Below are 16,594 nucleotides of genomic sequence, written 5' to 3'. Positions count from 1 at the left end.
CATGACATCCGCAACCACCACCCCGCGCTCCGTCTCTCGCGACAGCATCTTCGCGGGAGGCGAGTGGGTCTCACCCTCCACCACCGCCGAGATCATCCTGGAGAGCCCGGTCGACCTCAGCGAGGTCGGCCGAGCCCCCGACGCCATCGCCGCCGACGTCGACCGTGCGGTCCGTGCCGCCCGCGAGGCGTTCGACCACGGCCCGTGGGGACGCATGTCCCCCGCCGAACGGGCCGACTGGCTCGACAAACTGGCGGACGAGATGGAACGCCGCGGCCTCGATACCGCTGAGCTCATCACGGCCGAGATCGGTCAGCCCATCTCGGTGTCGCGCCCATGGGCGAGCGTTCGACCCATCACGCATCTGCGCTACTACGCGAAGGTCGCGCGGCGCCCCGACTTCGAAGAGGAGGAGCGGCCGAACATCCACGGCGACGGCAACTCCATCATCCGTCGCGAGCCCCTCGGTGTCGCCGCCCTCATCGTGCCGTGGAACCATCCGCAGGCCTCACTGACGCTCAAGCTCGGCCCCGCCCTCGCGGCCGGTTGCACGGTCGTCATCAAGCCCGCCGCCGAGACGGCGCTCGATGTCTTCGCGTTCGCCGAGGCGAGCCTCGCGATCGGGATGCCCCCGGGCGTCATCAACATCGTCCCCGGTGGACGCGAGACGGGGCAGGCGCTCGTTGATCACCCCGGCATCGACAAGATCAGCTTCACCGGATCGGCCGAAGCGGGACGCCAGATCGCTTCCGCGGGCGGCCGGCGACTGATCCCCGTCACGCTCGAGCTCGGCGGCAAGTCCGCGGCGATCGTGCTCGAGTCCGCCGATCTAGACAAGGCCTTCACGAGCCTGCGTCACGCCATCTTCGATAACAGCGGACAGATCTGCGCGATGATGTCGCGCGTGCTGGCCCCCGCGAGCATGTACGACGAGGTGCGCGACCGGCTCGTCGCTCTGGCCGGCGATCTCAAGGTCGGCGATCCCCACGACGAGAGCACCGAGCTCGGCCCGCTCGTCTCGGGGCGCATCCACGAGCGCGTCTCGGGGATGGTCGATCGTGCCCGCGCAGCCGGCGCGCAGGTCCTCACCGGCGGACAGTCGCTGCCGAGCACCGGCTACTTCTACGCGCCGACGGTCATCACCGGCGCCGCGGAAGACAGCGAGATCGTCCAGGAAGAGATCTTCGGCCCCGTTGTGACCCTGATGTCCTACAACGGCGTCGACGACGCGGTGCGCATCGCGAACGACTCGCACTACGGACTGGCCGGCGCGGTCTACGGGGCCGAGGACGAGATCGTCGGCGTCGCCCGCCGCATCCGAACCGGCTCGATCGGTCTGAACGGCTACCGCCCCGACTTCAACACGCCCTACGGCGGGTACAAGGACTCGGGACTCGGCCGCGAATTCGGCGCCGAGGCTGTGCGCAACTTCCAGGAGGTCAAGTCGATCTGGCGCTGAGCCCCGGTGGGTTTGCACAGGACAGGAGATTCGGCCAGGACAGGATGCTTCGGCGCGGATCGTCCTGTCTCGGTCGGATCTCCTGTACTCAGCAATGGTCACTGAGCCTGTCGAAGTGACCCGCTCAACGACCGACCGCTAGTCACCGCGGGCGATGAACTCGGCGATGCGCTCGCCGATGAGCACGGCCGTCGCGGCCGGCCCGCGCGAGGGGACGGTCGGCAGGATGGATGTGTCGGCGACGCGTAGCCCCGCGATCCCGTGCACCCGTCCCTGCCCATCTACGACGGCACCCGGCGACCCGGCCGGACCCATCGGCGCCGTGCCGCACATGTGGATGGCCGTGCCGAGGTGCGCCCGGGCCCAGTCGTCCAAGCGATCGTCGTCATCGATGGTCGCGTCGTCCAGTTCCGTCAGACCGCCGAACAGGGGCGCGAAGGCGTTCGAACGCAGCAGGCTCACGGCAACCCGCAATCCCTCGCGCATGCGGGCACGGTCGGACGGCGTTTCGAGGTAGCGGTAATCGATGCGGGGGCCGTCGTCGGGATCGGCGCTCACGAGCTGGATCGAGCCGCGACCCTCGGGCTGCTGCACCGCGACGATCAACTGCAGGTCGTCCCGGTGCGCCAACTGCGATGCCATCCGCCGGGCTGAGACGCCGACGAGCGCGCGGATCGTGCGCAACGGATGCCGCAGCGCCGCAAGCACCCCACTGCCGAGCGGATGCGCGGATCCCGTGAGCAGGTAGCCCAAGGGCTTCACGGACAGGAGGATCTCAAGATCGGCGTGCGGGGCCCCGGCCGAGGCGAAGTTCAGGCACGCGGGGAATGCGGCCCGATCCCCCGGGCTGCCGACGCTCGCGCGCGGACGCCACCCGACCGCGATATCCGGATGATCCGAGAATGCGGCCCCGACGGGCAGATCGGCCTCGACGGGAATGCCGAATCCCTCGAGCTGCTCGCGCGGTCCGACGCCCGACACAAGCAGAAGCTGCGGTGTGGCGATGGCGCCGGCTGCCAACACGACCTCGCGGGCTCTCAGCTGTTCACCGCCCGCGAGTTCGACCCCGACCGCCGTGCCGTCTTCGATCAGCACGCGCATGACGCGTGCGTCACCCCGCACCTCGAGGTTGGCTCGATCAAGCACCGGAAGCAGATACGCGAGGCCGGTGTTCCACCGCATCCCGCGATGCAGGCTCGAGGGCACAGGTCCGACACCGGGTGTGCCCGGCACGTTTTTATCCGGCTCGTCGGCGAACCCCCGCTCGAGCGCTGCGGCACGGAAAGCCGCGCTCAGTCGGTCGGTGAGCGCCGCGCGCTCGATGGGGATCGGACCCGCGTCGCCGTGGCGCGGGTCGGCGGCGAACGCGGGATCGCTTTCGAGGCGGCGCATCGCGGGGAGCACGGCCTCGTAGGTCCAGTCCGGTCCCCCCACTTCGGCCCAGGCGGCAAAGTCCTCGGGGGTCGCGCGCACGAAGTAGGCGCCATTGAGCGCGGTCGATCCCCCGAGGATCCGGCCCCGCGCCACGAGGTAGGGCAGCTCGGGGGTCAGGTGACCGAGGTAGGCCCAGTTGTGGGGGTATCCGGGCATCGCGCCCTGGACGGTGGATGCGTCGAGCAGTTCCGCCGGGTAGTCGCGTCGGCTGCGGGGCACCGGCCCCGCTTCCAGCACCAGCACGCGACGTTTCGGATCCTCGCTCAGGCGAGCGGCGAGCGGCGCACCCGCTCCCCCCGAGCCCACGACGATGACGTCGAGATCCGGGCCGTTCCCGTCGCCACTCATGAAGATGACACCTGGAACGAGGCTTCGAGACGGCGAAAAGCCCGATCGATCAGCGTCAGCAGATCCTCGCTGTCGTGATGCAGCCACTCCTGATACGCCGACAGGCAGAGGCCGAGACACGCCCACGCGACGGCTTGCGGCTCGAGGTCGTTCACGTCTGCCCCGATCCGCCGCGCGACATACTCCGCGACAGCCGTGCGCCAGTCTCGATAGCGCAGCGACGAGTGCGCGACGAGGGCGGGCACCTCGAGAAGAAGGTGCATGCGCTCGCGGTGCAGCGCGATCTGCTCGGGAGGAAACCTGTTGAACTCGATGATGGCGACGCGCAGCGCTTCCATGACCGGCACATCGGGTCGCAGATCGGTCAGGTGGCCGCGCATCATCGTCAGTAGAGCGTCGAAGTCCCCCCACGGCAGGTCGTTCTTCGAGGGGAAGTAGCGAAATAGCGTGCGGCGGCCGATCCCGGCGGCGGCGGCGATGTCGTCGACGGTGGTCTCGTCGTAGCCGCGCTCAAGAAATAGCCCGAGCGCGATGGTACTGAGCTCTCCGTGCGTCGTTGCCGGAGCGCGGCCGATTCGGGGCGATGTCGTCACGGCGTGTTGTTCGCCTTCTGTCTTCCATTCGGCACTCAGTGCCATTAGAGTCGAGCGTACCGCGCACGGCGAAGGAGCCGTGGCGTTGTGAAGGAGCATCCCATGGATCCGCAGATCGTGAAGCCCGCCACGTCGACCGAGGCAGTCGCAGCCGACAGCCCCGTGGAATCAGACAGCCTCGTCGAGGAAGTATCCATCGACGGCATGTGCGGCGTGTACTGACGTGTTCGACCCCGACGCGGGGTGGACGCTGAGCGAGCAGGTTTCCGTCCGGCCCGAGCCGTTCGGAGCTCTGCTTTATCATTTCGGCACCCGCAAGCTGTCGTTCCTGAAAGACCGGACGTTGCTGAGCATCGTCACGTCCCTGTCGGACTCCCCCAGCGCTCGCACCGCGTGCGTCGCGGTGGGCGTCGCCGATGAGGACCAAGCGCGCTACCTGCGTGCTCTCGGGACTCTCGCTGAGTCTCGAATGATCGAACGACGACGTATCGAGGAGCACGCCGCATGACCATCGCACTCGAGTCCACGACTCTCGCGCCCCCGCGCGCACCGGCACCGCGACCCGAACGCCTCGTCGATCTGTTCGAGCGCGGTCTCGATGCCCCCATCTGCCTCACGTGGGAGCTCACCTACGCGTGCAACCTGTCGTGCCTGCACTGCCTGTCGAGCTCGGGTCGCCGCGACCCTCGCGAGTTGTCGACCGACGAGTGCAAGGCCGTCATCGACGAGCTGGAACGGATGCAGGTCTTCTACGTCAACATCGGCGGCGGCGAGCCGACGGTGCGGTCGGACTTCTGGGAGCTGCTGGATTACGCGACCCAGCACCACGTCGGCGTCAAGTTCTCGACGAACGGCGTGATGCTCACGCCCGAACGCGCTGCGCTGCTCGCCGCCAACGACTACGTCGACGTGCAGATCTCACTTGATGGCGCCACGCCCGAGGTCAACGACTACATCCGCGGCCCGCGCTCGTACGAGACCGCGATCACCGCGATGCGCAACCTCCGCGACGCGGGCATGAAGAATTTCAAGCTGTCGGTCGTCTGCACACGCACCAACATCCCGCAGCTCGACGATTTCAAGCGGATCGCGGACGAGTACGGCGCGCAGTTGCGCCTCACGCGCCTGCGGCCCTCGGGTCGCGGGGCCGATGTGTGGGACGAGCTTCACCCGACGCAGGCGCAGCAGCGCGAGCTGTACAACTGGCTGCTCGCGCACGCCGATGAGGTGTTGACGGGCGATTCGTTCTTCCACCTCTCGGCCTACGGCGAGTCGCTCCCCGGCCTGAACCTGTGCGGTGCGGGCCGCGTCGTCTGCCTGATCGACCCGATTGGCGACGTCTACGCCTGCCCATTCGCGATCCACGACGACTTCCTCGCGGGCAACGTGCGCACCCCCGGCGGCTTCACCGAGGTGTGGCGCGAATCCGAGTTGTTCCAGGAGTTGCGTGCACCGCAGACCGGTGGCGCGTGTGCGTCATGTGCATTCTTCGACACGTGCAAGGGCGGATGCATGGCGGCGAAGTTCTTCACGGGACTGCCGCTCGATGGACCCGACCCCGAGTGCGTCCAGGGCTATGGCGAAGAACTGCTCGCGGGCCGTCAGGACCCCGCGGGCGCTCCTCGTCCGAGCGGTGATCACTCGCATCGCACATCGCCGCCCCGGCCTCGGTCGAACAAGCCGGTTCCCCTCACCCTGAAGCGCCGCGACGACATCGAGACGATGCCCGTCAGCGCCTGTGCGTCGAGTCCGCTCGCCGGATTCGTGCCGCCCACGGCTTGATTCGACGCATCCGATTCCTTTCTGAGCACGACCCCCTTTCAGGAGACACCCATGCCCAATCCGTGGTTCGAGACGGTCGCCGAGGCACAGCGTCGCGCGAAGAAGCGTCTGCCCTCCCCCGTTTACGGCGCACTGATCGCCGGGTCGGAGCGGGGGCTGTCGTACAAAGACAACCTGGCCGCGTTCGGCGAGCTCGCGTTCGCTCCGAAGGTCGCCGGTCACCAGGCCGAGCGCCGGCTGTCGACGACGGTCCTGGGCCTCGACATCGGTATGCCGGTGATCATCTCGCCGACGGGGGTGCAGGCGGTCCACCCCGACGGCGAGGTCGCGGTCGCACGCGCCGCGGCGAACCGGGGCATCCCCATCGGTCTGAGCTCGTTCGCCAGCAAGAGCGTCGAAGAGGTGGCCGCCGCGAACGAGAACGTGCTCTACCAGGTGTACTGGCAGGGCACCCGTGACACGATGCTCGAGCGAATCGACCGGGCGCGCGCGGCCGGCGCCAAGGCCCTCATCGCGACGCTGGACTGGTCGTTCTCGCACGGGCGCGACTGGGGCAGCCCGGAGATTCCCGAAAAGTTGACCCTGCGCGCCGCCGCACGCTTCGCACCGCACGCACTCGTGCGTCCGCAGTGGCTCGCCGAGTTCCTGCGTTCGGGCCGGGTGCCCGATCTCACGGCGCCTAACCTGGCCGTCGGCGGGGGTAAGCCGCCGACGTTCTTCGGGGCCTACGGAGAATGGATGACGACCCCGCCGCCGAGCTGGGAAGACGTAGCGTGGCTCCGCGAGCAGTGGGACGGTCCGTTCCTTCTCAAGGGTGTCTCACGTATCGACGACGCGCTCCGCGCCGTGGATGCCGGTGTCTCGGCGATCTCGGTGTCGAACCACGGCGGCAACAATCTCGATTCCACGCCCGCAGCGATTCGGATGCTTCCGGGCATCGCCGAGACTGTCGGCGACCAGATCGAGGTGCTCCTCGATGGCGGCGTGCGCCGCGGCGGAGATGTGGCGAAGGCCCTGGCGCTCGGCGCCGATGCCGTGATGATCGGCCGTGCGTACCTGTGGGGCCTCGCCGCGAACGGACAGGCGGGCGTCGAGAACGTGCTCGACATCTTGCGAGGCGGGTTGGACTCTGCCGTCCTCGGCCTCGGCCGGGCTTCCATCGACGAGTTGAGCCGCGAAGACCTCTGGATCCCGCCGGGCTTCGAGCGTCGACTGGGGGTTCCGCAGGCTCCGGTCGACTGATGCCCGAGCGCCCGGATCAGCACCCGCTGGACGATTCGGCGCGGCTCGTCGACCGAACGTGGCCGACCGTCGGTACACCTTTCCTCCTGGTGCCGGTCGGCGCGACCGAGCAGCACGGACCGCACCTGCCGCTCGACGTCGACGCGACGATCGCGCAGACGGTCGCCGATCGACTCGCCGCCCGGTCGCGCGATCGGGGTGACGATGCCGTCGTCGCGCCGCTAATCGCGTTCGGGTCGAGCGGCGAGCACCAGGATTTTCCGGGCACGCTCTCGATCGGTACGGCCGCGCTTCAGCTGATGCTCATCGAGCTCGGTCGCTCGGCGTCCTCGTGGGCGCCCCGTGTGGTCTTCGTCAACGCGCACGGGGGCAATCTGGACGCCCTCGTCGCGTCCGTCCGTGTGCTCCGGTCGGAAGGTCGCGACGCGGCCTGGCTGCCGTGTGCAGCGGACGACGGTGGGCGCCACGACGCCCACGCGGGCTATGACGAAACGTCGATCATGGCCCATCTGCGTGCCCCGGCCATCCGTTTCGATCGTTTCGAACCCGGCGCCACCGACCCGATCACCGCTCTCCTCCCCCGCCTGCGCACTGGCGGTGTGCGGGCGGTCTCGCCGAACGGAGTACTCGGCGACCCGCGTGGGGCGTCGGCCGAGGCGGGCGAGCAGCTTCTGGCGACCATCGTCGACGCAGCGTGGAGGCGACTCACGGGCGTCGTCGCGGACGACGGACGACTCGTGCCAGCCGCCGGCGATCGGGGCGGGACGGATGACTGACCCGACATTCCCGCCGGATGGCAGCATCGTGCGTCTCAATACCCACACTCGTCGAACGGGCGGGCGGGTGCTCGTGGGCGGTGCTCCGATCCGGGTCTCGCGAATCAGCGCGGCGGCCGCCGAACGACTGCCGGGACGCGATCTCGCGGTAGGTGACGAGACGAGCCGTGCGCTTGCTCGGTACCTTCTCGAGACCGGCATGGGCGAGCTTCTGTCGGCATCCCTTCCGGACGTTCCTCTCAGCATGCTCACGGTCGTGATCCCCGTGCGCGACCGCCCGACCCCACTCGCCCGGTTGCTCGCGAGCGTCCCCACGGGTGTCGCCGAGGTCGTCGTGGTCGACGACGGCTCCGTTCGTCCGCAGGCCGTTGCTCGCGTCGTGGCCGAGCATGGCGCGCGGCTCGTGAAACTGCCCGAGAATCGGGGCCCCGCCGCCGCGCGGAACGCCGGCATGTCGACGGCGCAGACGCCGTACGTGGCATTCGTCGACTCCGACGTCGTCCTCGATGAGGGCGCGCTCCAGACGCTCCTCCGGCACCTCATCGACCCCGACGTCGCTCTGGTCGCACCCGGTGTCCGCGGGCTGCGGCGCGAACGCGGGACCTGGCTCGAAAGGTACGAGGACGCGCGGTCCTCACTCGATCTGGGTCCGGATGCCTCGACCGTCCGTCCACGCAGCCGCGTGTCCTGGGTGTCGAGCACGAGCCTCGTCGCACGTGTCTCTGCGCTCGGGGGCGGGTTCGATGCCGACCTCCGGGTCGGAGAGGACGTCGACCTCGTGTGGCGTCTCGTGGCCGCCGGTCATCGCGTGACGTACGACCCCACCGCGATCGTCCGGCACGAACATCGCGCCTCGCTCGTGGCCTGGATGCGGCGCAAGTTCGACTACGGCACGGGGGCCTACGGGCTCGGTGTGCGGCATCCGCAGGACATCGCGCCGGTGGCCCTGCCACCGTGGAGCATCGCGCTACTCACCGTCACCCTGGCGCAGCGCCCGTGGTCCGTGCCGGTCGGTGTCGGCATCGTCGCGGCTTTTGCCGCACGAATCTCCCGACGTATCTCGCATATCCCGAATCGGCGCAGTCTCGCGGCGCTTCTCGCCGCTCAGGGAACGGTCACGACGCTCGTGCAGGGATCGGCGCTATTGGTGCGGCACTGGTGGCCGCTCACGATCGTCCTCGCCCTCGGGTCGAAGCGGGTGCGCCGCGCCGCGCTCGTCGCCGCCCTCGGCGATGCCGCGATCGAGTACGTGCGACTGCGTCCCCGGCTCGACCCGGTGCGGTTCACGCTCGCCCGGCGCCTCGATGACGTCGCCTACGGCGCGGGTGTGTGGTGGTCGTCCATCCGGGGCCGGTCCGCCGCTGCGCTCAAACCCCGGGTCGTCCGAGGCAACGAATAGGCCGACGGAGGTCATCCGTCGGCCTATTCGGTAAGGCGCCGTGCGCGGCGCTTTACGCGGTGGTGTTGCGCAGTCCGTACACCGACTCGTGCCACGGGATGAAGAAGCGCTTCAGCTCGTTCACGATCAGATACAGCGCGAGCCCGAGCAGCGAGAGCCAGAGTATGAGCGCGAAGGTGAGCGCGGCATCCAGCTGGTTCATGCTCGAGACGACGAGGAATCCGAGTCCCTGGCTGCCGGCGATGTACTCACCGACGATCGCACCGGTCGTGGCCAGGACGATACCGACCTCCATACCCGCGAACAGATAGGGCTGGACGCTTCGCATCTCGAGCTGGAGCAGGGTCTGCGTGCGCGATGCGTTCAAGCTCTTCATGACCTCGCGCTGCCCCTGCTCGACCGAGCGGACACCGAGGAGCATGTTGAGCATGATCGGGAAGAAGGCCAAGAGGGCCGACAGCCAGATCTTCGACGTGATGCCGAATCCGAACCAGATGACGAACAGCGGGATGAAGGCGACCTTCGGGGCGACCTGCGTGATGACGATGAGCGGACGCACACTCGCCTCAAGCCAGGGCAGCTTTCCGAGCAGCACGCCGACGACGACACCGGTCACGACGGCGATCGCGAACCCGATGAGGATCTCGGACAGCGTGGTCAGGGTGTGACCCCAGATTCCCGGGGTTGTGAACAGTCCGATGAATTTCTCGCCGACCGCGGCGGGCGGTGGGAACAGGAACGGGTTGACTTGCCCGATCGTCACGACCAGCTGCCAGATGACGATGATCACGACGACCAGAACCGGCGTCACGACCCAGGGCAGGATCCGCATGACCTTCTGGCGGTTCATCAGTTCTCCTCGTCGATGTCGTGACGGAGCTTCCGCACGATCTCGTTGAATTCGGCGGTCGTCGTGGTGTCGATCGTGCGGGGTTTCGGCTCGGCGACCGGCAGGATCTGACGCACGCGACCCGGTCGCGGCGTCATGTGCACGACGCGGTCGGCCAGGAACACCGCCTCGGGGATGTCGTGGGTGACGAAGACGACGGTCGATGTCGTCTCGAGCACGATGCGCTGCAACTCGAGGTTCATGCGCTCGCGCGTCAGAGCATCGAGGGCGCCGAACGGCTCGTCCATCAGCAGCAGGTCAGGCTCGGTCGAGAGTGCACGCGCGATGGCTGCACGCTGGCGCATACCGCCCGACAGCTCACGCGGGTAGGACTTCTCGAACCCGCCGAGGCCCACGAGGGCCGCGAGCTCGGTGGCACGGGCGCGGCGGGCTTGCTTGCTCGCCCCGCGCAGCTTCATCGGCAGGGCGATGTTGTCGAGCACCGACAGCCAGGGGAAGAGGTTGCTCTCTTGGAAGACGAAGCCGAGCTTGGTGATCGCCGACTCATCGACGGTCGTGCCGCGCCACAGATTGTTGCCGTCGACCTCGATCGTGCCCGCGGTGGGCGACAGCAGCCCGCCGATCATGCGCAGGAGCGTCGTCTTGCCGCAACCGGATCGGCCGATCAGGGCGATGAACTCACCGCGCTCGATGGTCAGGTCGACGCCCGAGACAGCGTGCGTCGTGCCGGACCGTGTGATGAAGTCACGTCCGACGCCCTGGATCTTCAGTCGTGGGACGGTGTCGGTCGTACCGGATGCGGGTGCGCTTCCGGCCGGGGACGGAGTCGGGATCGGGGTGCTCATAGGGGCATCATCGCTCTCGTTTCAGGGGAAGGTGGTGGCCTCGCGGAGTCCGCGAGACCACCACCGGATGGCTGCGAGGTTTAGTTGGCCGGCAGCAGGTCGCTTGTGATCCACGCCGACGGGTCGGCGCCGCCCTCGAGCAAGCCGCCCGCGACGTAGGAGTCGTAGATCGTGGTCCAGAAGTCCTCGTCGTTCTCGAGCAGACCGACGGTGCCGGTCGAGTCGATCCACGTCTCGGTCGTGTAGGTCTTCAAGGCCTCGACCGCGATCGCGTCGTCGGTCAGAGCCGCGAAGTCCCAGTCACCGCTGTCGCGGAGCGTGGCGAGGACGTTGGCGAAGTCGTTCTCGCTGTCGTCGATGATCTCCTGCGTCGCTTCCTTGATGGCGGCCAGGAACAGCTCGATCTCTTCGACGCGCTCCGGGTTCTCGAGGTTCGACTGGGTCGTGATCCAGACCTGACGCTCGGGGGCATCGACGAGACCTGCGGGGCTCGATACGGCATCCTCGTTCTGCTCGGTGATGCCGATGGAGGTGTCGAGGCTGACGACGTAGCCGTCGAGCTGACCCTGCTTGACGAGCTCGTAGGTCGCGGACGTGACGGGAACGGCCTGACGCGTGACCGAGTCGCGATCCACCCCGGCCTCGTCGAGGGCGAAGTTGAGCATCTTCTCGCTCGTTCCGCCGACCGAGCCGAGTCCGATGACCTTGCCCTCCATGTCGGCTGCCGATTCGATCGGGTTCTCTTCGGTCGAGATGACGCGCAGGTTGCTGCGGTAGGCCATCGTGCCGACGCCGACGATGGGCTGGCCGGACTCCATGCCGGGCATGACGTCGACCGTGCTGACGCGGGTGATCGGGGTCGCGCCACCGAGCAGCGTCTGGATGGCGGCCGATGTTCCCTGCACGGGCTGAAGCTGGACGTCGAGGCCGTACTCCTCGAAGATCCCCGACGAGTATGCGTACATCTCGGGAGTGAAGGTGAAGGACTGGAGGGGAAGGAACGACACCACGACGATGTCATTGAGTTCGGCGGGGGCAGCCTCGCCCTCACTCGCCGACGGCGCGGCTGTTCCCGTGCATCCCGCGAGGGCGAGACCGGCTACGGCGACGAGCGCCGTGGTCGTGATTCGCATGCGTCGACGGAAGGACCAGGGGCTCTTTTTCTGCACTGCTGTGGACATTTTCGACTCCTGTGTCGGATGACCCGCCCGCAACTGTGCGGCCGGTCCATCGAGTGTGCCGAGCATAACTCGGGATGCAAACGCGAGTTTTTACTGGATGGAATCAGCCGGGCGAACTCGCGGGGAACCTGCAGGGGCAGCACCGCGACGCAGCACGGTGACGACCCCTGTGTCGCCGTCGACGCGGAGCAGATCCCCCGTGCGGATGACGTCGAGCGGGTTGGGCGAGGCTTCGACGACGGTCGGGATGCGGGTGACGATCGCCCCGAGAACGGCCTTGGTCGTGACGATGTTGAACACCATCGCCGCGGGTGCCGTGCCCATGAGCCGCGTCGACTGGAAGAACCCCGACCAGCCCGAAGAACCCTTGGCGCCGGGAAAGACGAGCACCTTGCCCGTGAAGCACACACCGAACAGCTCGTGGCGGGGTTCGATGACCGTGCCGGTCGCGACGTCGATCCCTCCGAAGCCCGAGATCGGGTCGTGTGTCACGAGAGCCTCGGCCTCGGTCACGCCGGGCACGATGCCCCGTCCGCGGAATTCTGTGATCGGCTCGCGGTAGTCGTCCGTGACGGCGCTCACGCGAGCGCCCCGCGCCAGCGTCCGGTGATGGCAGCGTCCACGCACTCTTCGAGCGTTCCGAACCAGGCCTCGATGCCGAGGATGGCGGGGAGATAGTGCGCCTGTTTGGCCGAGTCCGTCGCGAATACCTTCGTGCCGGGAGGGGCTGCGCGCGACATGGCAGGGCACGAATCGGTCAGCACTTTGCCGCCGGCCCGGGTGATCGCGCGGGTGTACCCGTTGCGGTCGGCCATGGTGCGGAGGGCTCGCGGTGTCATGACCCAGAGCTCCGTCCCCTCCTTCAGGCGCTTGCCCTCGAGCAGGTGGGCGACGAGGGCGACCTGGTCGAGCGACGCGTGCGGGCAGCCGAGCAGGATGAAGTCGACCTCGTCGCTCTCACCCTGCGCGTTGAGGGTGTCGTACACCCAGCGACGTTCGGCCTCGCCGTAGCGGATCGGCTCGGGGATCGCTCCCCCGCCGAAGGCGGCCTCGAGCGTCGGCGCCTCGGGAGTGATGCCCGGAATATGGAAGATCTCGACACCGCCGGACGTCGCGGTCGCCGCACCGAAGTGCTTGAGGTCGGCGAGGTCGGGTTGCGCGAACGATCCGACAATCGCCGGACGCGCTTCTTGCACGTGCTCGCCCACGAAATAGCCGAACATGCCCCACTCCTGGAACGTATCGATGCGCGCGTCGGCCTGCAGCAGGTGCGTCGCGTACCGGTTCTCGGTGATGTGGTTGCCCCAGTACGGGATTTTGCCGGTGAGCCCGGCGGCGCCCGTCGAAGCACCCCCCTCGCAGTTGGTGCGGGCACCGAGTACCGAGTTGGCGTAGACGACGGCGGATGACTCCATCCACGCGACGTGCTCGCCACGCACCGGCAGATTACCCACCTGGTATGGCGTGCAGGTCGCCAGGATGTTGACGCCGCGCTCGGAGTAGTAGTTCTCGGCATCCGTCTGCAGTTCGATCGACTGCGGCGAATAGGCCGTGAGTCCCTCGGCATCGTCGGAGAAGCCGTGCTGCAGCTGGCAGGTCGGCACCTTCATGCGCGGGATCTCGATGTCGTCGTCGCAATCGAGGTTGATGACGGCGTAGGCCTTGGCCCAGCCGCCCTCGCGCACCAGCTGTGCCTTCGCGGGTGACGGCTGCGTCATCGTGCCGGCGACATTGCGGGTGTCGACGAGGCGCTCCGCCCCGAGCGCCTCGCCGTACCGGATCAGCAGATCCATCGCGGCTGCGACTGCGGCGCCTTCGGCACCGTCGCGCATTCCGAGCTCTTCATCGGTGAGCTGCATCGCTCCTCCTCGCGCCCGCTTACGGGCATCGTCGTGCATGTGGCCCGCTCGGCGGGCTCCGCGCTATACGTCGATCTTGGTCGACGAAAACGGGATGGCGCGCGGCGGGTTGAGCGTGAAGATCTCGACGACGGCCGAAACGCCGGCGTTGTCCGCTCCCGCGACGACGATCTGGACGTTGGTCGGATGGCTGAGCAACCGCACCCGGTCGGGTGTGTCACCCTTGCTCGCCGTGTCGGGCGTCGAGTCCGGGTGATCGGCGGGCAGGCGCCACCGCGTCTTGTTCGATAGGGCCTCTTTGCCGACCTTCACCAGGTCGGCGCGATCGCGCACCGCGTTTTCGTAGATGAAGGTGCGGAGGTCTTCCTTGCTCCACCCCGCGTTCGCGAACAGCTCGGCGTGCTCGGGCACGAGCACGAGCAGCGTCGAGGTGTACTCGTGGATGAGCGCGCCGGTCCGGCAGATCGTGTCGACGAAGTCGAGGGCCAGCTGCTCGGGAATCATCGTGTGACGCGCCTCGATGTGCACGACGGAGCGGATGACGAACATTGTTGCGACACTGTCGCCCTCGGTGAATCCGTTCTCGACGGCGAACGAGGGCCACGGGCTCTGCTCCTCGTTCTCGGCGATGACGGCCGTGACCTTCGAGGGGTTGCCCTGCGTGGCCTGATCGAGCCCGTGCGGGTTGAGACCGAAGACGTTGATCAGCCCGAGGCGGATGGCGCGGCCGATCGTGGCGTTGGCGCGGAACCCGCCACCGAAGATGTTTCCGCGGCTGTTGATCTCGAGCTCGGTTCGCGCCGGGCCGTTGACGAGCAGGAAGGGCGCCGTGCCCGTGGTCGACTGCCAGATGCCGCGGGCGGGGTGCGGCTCTTTCGCCACCGATTCCCACGCGGCGATCACGGTGGGCAGGTACTCGGGCTTGCAGCCCGCGAGCGCGGCGTTGAGGGCGGCGAGGCGCACCGTGATGCTGCGGTTCAGGTGCGTGACGGTGAAGAGAACCTCGGAAGGATCCCGGTCGACCGTCGCGAGGAACTCCGCGAGGTAGGACTCGGTGACGGGAACAACGGGAAGGCCGTCCGTCCACTCGTTCTGGAAGTAGTACTCGACGGCGTCGATGATCTCGTGGGAATCGACTTCGGGCGTGCTGGACACCGTGACAGACATGCGTGAAACTCCTCTGTATCCGCTGATCTAAGCGCTGGCCCACCGCGCCGGGGGCCGGAAGCAATGTCGCATAGGGCCGTCGGGGGTCGCGGCCGCGGTTTCACTGTTCGAAAAGCTGCGTCTCAGGGTGTCTGTCACACGGCAGGATGGCGAAGGTACCGATCAGGTGTACCCGATCAGGCCGAGCAGATCAGGCAAGGAAGCCCGTATGACCGAGAATTCCCCCGCGCCCGCCAGCACTCCCGCTGATTCGGAGCAGCTGCACGTGTTCACGACGATCGACGAGGTCGGCTCCATCGAGGGCCGCGCGTTCGGCCCGTCGACCTGGCGCGCGATCCCGCAAGAAGACATCGACCTGTACGCGCAACTCTCGGGAGACGACAACCCGATTCACGTCGACGCCGAGGCCGCCGCCAAGTCGCCGTTCGGCGGGCGCATCGCGCACGGGATGCTGACGCTCAGCATGGTCGTTCCCCACCTCCGCGAGATCTACAAGGTGTCGGGCACGTCGACGGGCATCGTCTACGGCTTCAACAAGATCCGGTTCCCGAATGCTGTGCCCTCGGGCGCGAGCATCCGCGTACGTGGGACCGTCGCGAAGGTGGAAGAGATCCCCGGCGGATGGCAGGTGACCCTGGCGCTCGTCTTCGAGGTCGAGGGCGCGACTAAACCGGCCGTCGCGGCCGAGCTCGTCCTGAGGCACTACAAGTGAGCGCCGGCACGGACGCCACCGGCACACAGTCCGAAGACATCCGTCTCGACGGGCGGGTCGCCATCGTCACGGGGGCGGGCCGTAGCCTCGGCCGCGCCTACGCGATCGCCCTGGCCGATGCGGGTGCCGCCGTCGTCGTCAACGACGTCGATGCGGAATCCGCCGCCGACGCCGTGACCGAGATCGAGGGTCGCGGCGGCCGGGCCATCGCATCGGTCGCACCGGTCGGTTCGGCCGAGACGGCCCAGCAGCTGGTCGATGATGCCGTGAACGCGTTCGGCCGGCTCGACATCCTCGTCGCGAACGCGGGCGTCCTGCGTGACCGTGTGCTGTGGAAGATGTCGGACGACGACTTCGACGCCGTTGTGGCGACTCACCTGCGCGGCACGTTCACGACGGGGCGCGCCGCCGCGATCCGGATGCGCGAGCAGGGCGAGGGCGGACGAATCATCGTGATCGGCTCGCCCGCCGGGCAGTTCGGTTCGTTCGGTCAGACCAACTACGCCGCGGTCAAGGCCGGGCTCGTCGCGATGGCACGCACCTGGTCGCTCGAACTCGCTCGCGCCGACATCACCGCGAACGCCGTCATCCCGATCGCGATGTCGCCGATGACGGGCACGATCCCGGCCTACACGGAGCTGTACGAGCGATATCTTGCCGGCGAACCCATCCCGCGCGAGATCCGCCGTGACAAGGGGCTCGGCAGTCCCGAGGACGTCGCCCCGCTCATCGTCTGGCTCGCCTCCGAGAAGTCGCAGTCGGTCACCGGTCAGGCGATCGGCATCGGCGGCGACCGCCTCACCCTCTACTCGCACCCCGCCGTGCTGGACGTCGACTATGCGGACGGCGGCTGGAGCGCCGCGGGCATCGACGCCAGCTGGCAGGCGCGGTTCGCCGCTCAGGCGCAGACATCCGGTCCACCCTCACGCACGGAGGGGTGATCCGGC

17 protein-coding genes are annotated in these 16,594 nt (G+C 68.0%); 9 read left to right on the top strand and 8 right to left on the bottom strand.

All coding sequences use genetic code 11. The features are described 5' to 3' along the window. Position 1: 1 nt before the first annotated feature. The gene (locus tag CGU34_RS08760; protein ID WP_100813872.1) at positions 2-1,459 is read left to right on the top strand and encodes an aldehyde dehydrogenase; all 1,458 of its coding nucleotides are present in this window, start codon (positions 2-4) and stop codon (positions 1,457-1,459) included. Between the two features lie 138 nt (positions 1,460-1,597). Here the strand turns inward: CGU34_RS08760 and CGU34_RS08755 are convergent, their stop codons facing one another. Both CGU34_RS08755 and mftR read right to left on the bottom strand, forming a co-directional pair. Continuing rightward, a complete protein-coding gene (locus CGU34_RS08755; protein WP_100813871.1) occupies positions 1,598-3,241 on the bottom strand; it encodes a GMC family oxidoreductase N-terminal domain-containing protein in 1,644 nt (547 codons plus the stop codon). Beyond that, a complete protein-coding gene (gene mftR / locus CGU34_RS08750; RefSeq protein WP_100813870.1) occupies positions 3,238-3,879 on the bottom strand; it encodes a mycofactocin system transcriptional regulator in 642 nt (213 codons plus the stop codon). Before mftR ends, CGU34_RS08755 begins: the two co-directional genes overlap by 4 nt. Before the next feature lie 57 nt (positions 3,880-3,936). Here mftR and mftA point away from each other — a divergent pair, with 57 nt between their 5' ends. The 6 genes from mftA to mftF are packed head-to-tail and all read left to right on the top strand — an operon-like array spanning position 3,937 to position 9,033. Next, a complete protein-coding gene (mftA, locus tag CGU34_RS08745) occupies positions 3,937-4,056 on the top strand; it encodes a mycofactocin precursor MftA (protein WP_081766437.1) in 120 nt (39 codons plus the stop codon). Between the two features lies 1 nt (position 4,057). Next, on the top strand, positions 4,058-4,342 hold the full coding sequence (gene mftB, locus CGU34_RS08740) for a mycofactocin biosynthesis chaperone MftB (RefSeq protein ID WP_036300994.1): 285 nt from the start codon (positions 4,058-4,060) through the stop codon (positions 4,340-4,342). Further along, a complete protein-coding gene (gene mftC / locus CGU34_RS08735; protein ID WP_081766438.1) occupies positions 4,339-5,616 on the top strand; it encodes a mycofactocin radical SAM maturase in 1,278 nt (425 codons plus the stop codon). Before mftB ends, mftC begins: the two co-directional genes overlap by 4 nt. A 51-nt stretch (positions 5,617-5,667) precedes the next feature. Further along, complete coding sequence (gene mftD, locus CGU34_RS08730; RefSeq protein ID WP_036300997.1) at positions 5,668-6,858, top strand: pre-mycofactocin synthase MftD; 1,191 nt, start codon at positions 5,668-5,670, stop codon at positions 6,856-6,858. Next, complete coding sequence (gene mftE, locus CGU34_RS08725; protein WP_051513991.1) at positions 6,858-7,634, top strand: mycofactocin biosynthesis peptidyl-dipeptidase MftE; 777 nt, start codon at positions 6,858-6,860, stop codon at positions 7,632-7,634. Before mftD ends, mftE begins: the two co-directional genes overlap by 1 nt. Continuing rightward, entirely contained in the window at positions 7,627-9,033 is a 1,407-nt protein-coding gene (gene mftF, locus CGU34_RS08720) for a mycofactocin biosynthesis glycosyltransferase MftF (protein ID WP_036301000.1), read from the top strand. Before mftE ends, mftF begins: the two co-directional genes overlap by 8 nt. A 52-nt stretch (positions 9,034-9,085) precedes the next feature. Here the strand turns inward: mftF and CGU34_RS08715 are convergent, their stop codons facing one another. From CGU34_RS08715 to CGU34_RS08690, 6 genes are all read right to left on the bottom strand, one after another. Then, the gene (locus tag CGU34_RS08715; protein ID WP_036301003.1) at positions 9,086-9,883 is read right to left on the bottom strand and encodes an ABC transporter permease; all 798 of its coding nucleotides are present in this window, start codon (positions 9,881-9,883) and stop codon (positions 9,086-9,088) included. Continuing rightward, positions 9,883-10,728: an ABC transporter ATP-binding protein gene (locus tag CGU34_RS08710; RefSeq protein ID WP_036301006.1), complete on the bottom strand. Its 846-nt coding sequence runs from the start codon at positions 10,726-10,728 to the stop codon at positions 9,883-9,885. The genes CGU34_RS08715 and CGU34_RS08710 overlap by 1 nt, the downstream gene beginning before the upstream one ends. Positions 10,729-10,808: 80 nt before the next feature. Further along, positions 10,809-11,861, bottom strand: a complete 1,053-nt coding sequence (locus CGU34_RS08705; RefSeq protein ID WP_036301009.1) for an ABC transporter substrate-binding protein — start codon at positions 11,859-11,861, stop codon at positions 10,809-10,811. A gap of 138 nt (positions 11,862-11,999) precedes the next feature. Next, positions 12,000-12,491 carry an aconitase X swivel domain-containing protein gene (locus tag CGU34_RS08700; RefSeq protein ID WP_198517724.1) on the bottom strand — a complete coding sequence of 164 codons (492 nt, stop codon included), beginning with the start codon at positions 12,489-12,491 and terminating at the stop codon, positions 12,000-12,002. Continuing rightward, on the bottom strand, positions 12,488-13,768 hold the full coding sequence (locus CGU34_RS08695; RefSeq protein WP_100813869.1) for an aconitase X: 1,281 nt from the start codon (positions 13,766-13,768) through the stop codon (positions 12,488-12,490). The genes CGU34_RS08700 and CGU34_RS08695 overlap by 4 nt, the downstream gene beginning before the upstream one ends. Positions 13,769-13,831: 63 nt before the next feature. Further along, a complete protein-coding gene (locus CGU34_RS08690) occupies positions 13,832-14,935 on the bottom strand; it encodes a hypothetical protein (protein ID WP_051514054.1) in 1,104 nt (367 codons plus the stop codon). Positions 14,936-15,143: 208 nt separating this feature from the next. Here CGU34_RS08690 and CGU34_RS08685 point away from each other — a divergent pair, with 208 nt between their 5' ends. Both CGU34_RS08685 and CGU34_RS08680 read left to right on the top strand, forming a co-directional pair. Beyond that, positions 15,144-15,647 carry a MaoC family dehydratase gene (locus tag CGU34_RS08685; protein ID WP_051514057.1) on the top strand — a complete coding sequence of 168 codons (504 nt, stop codon included), beginning with the start codon at positions 15,144-15,146 and terminating at the stop codon, positions 15,645-15,647. Further along, entirely contained in the window at positions 15,644-16,588 is a 945-nt protein-coding gene (locus tag CGU34_RS08680) for an SDR family NAD(P)-dependent oxidoreductase (protein ID WP_440344737.1), read from the top strand. Before CGU34_RS08685 ends, CGU34_RS08680 begins: the two co-directional genes overlap by 4 nt. Positions 16,589-16,594: the final 6 nt, after the last annotated feature.

It is taken from the genome of Microbacterium lacus, assembly GCF_002812805.1.
In the GTDB taxonomy this organism is placed as follows: Bacteria; Actinomycetota; Actinomycetes; order Actinomycetales; family Microbacteriaceae; genus Microbacterium; species Microbacterium lacus_A.
This window is presented reverse-complemented; position numbering and strand designations above follow the sequence as displayed.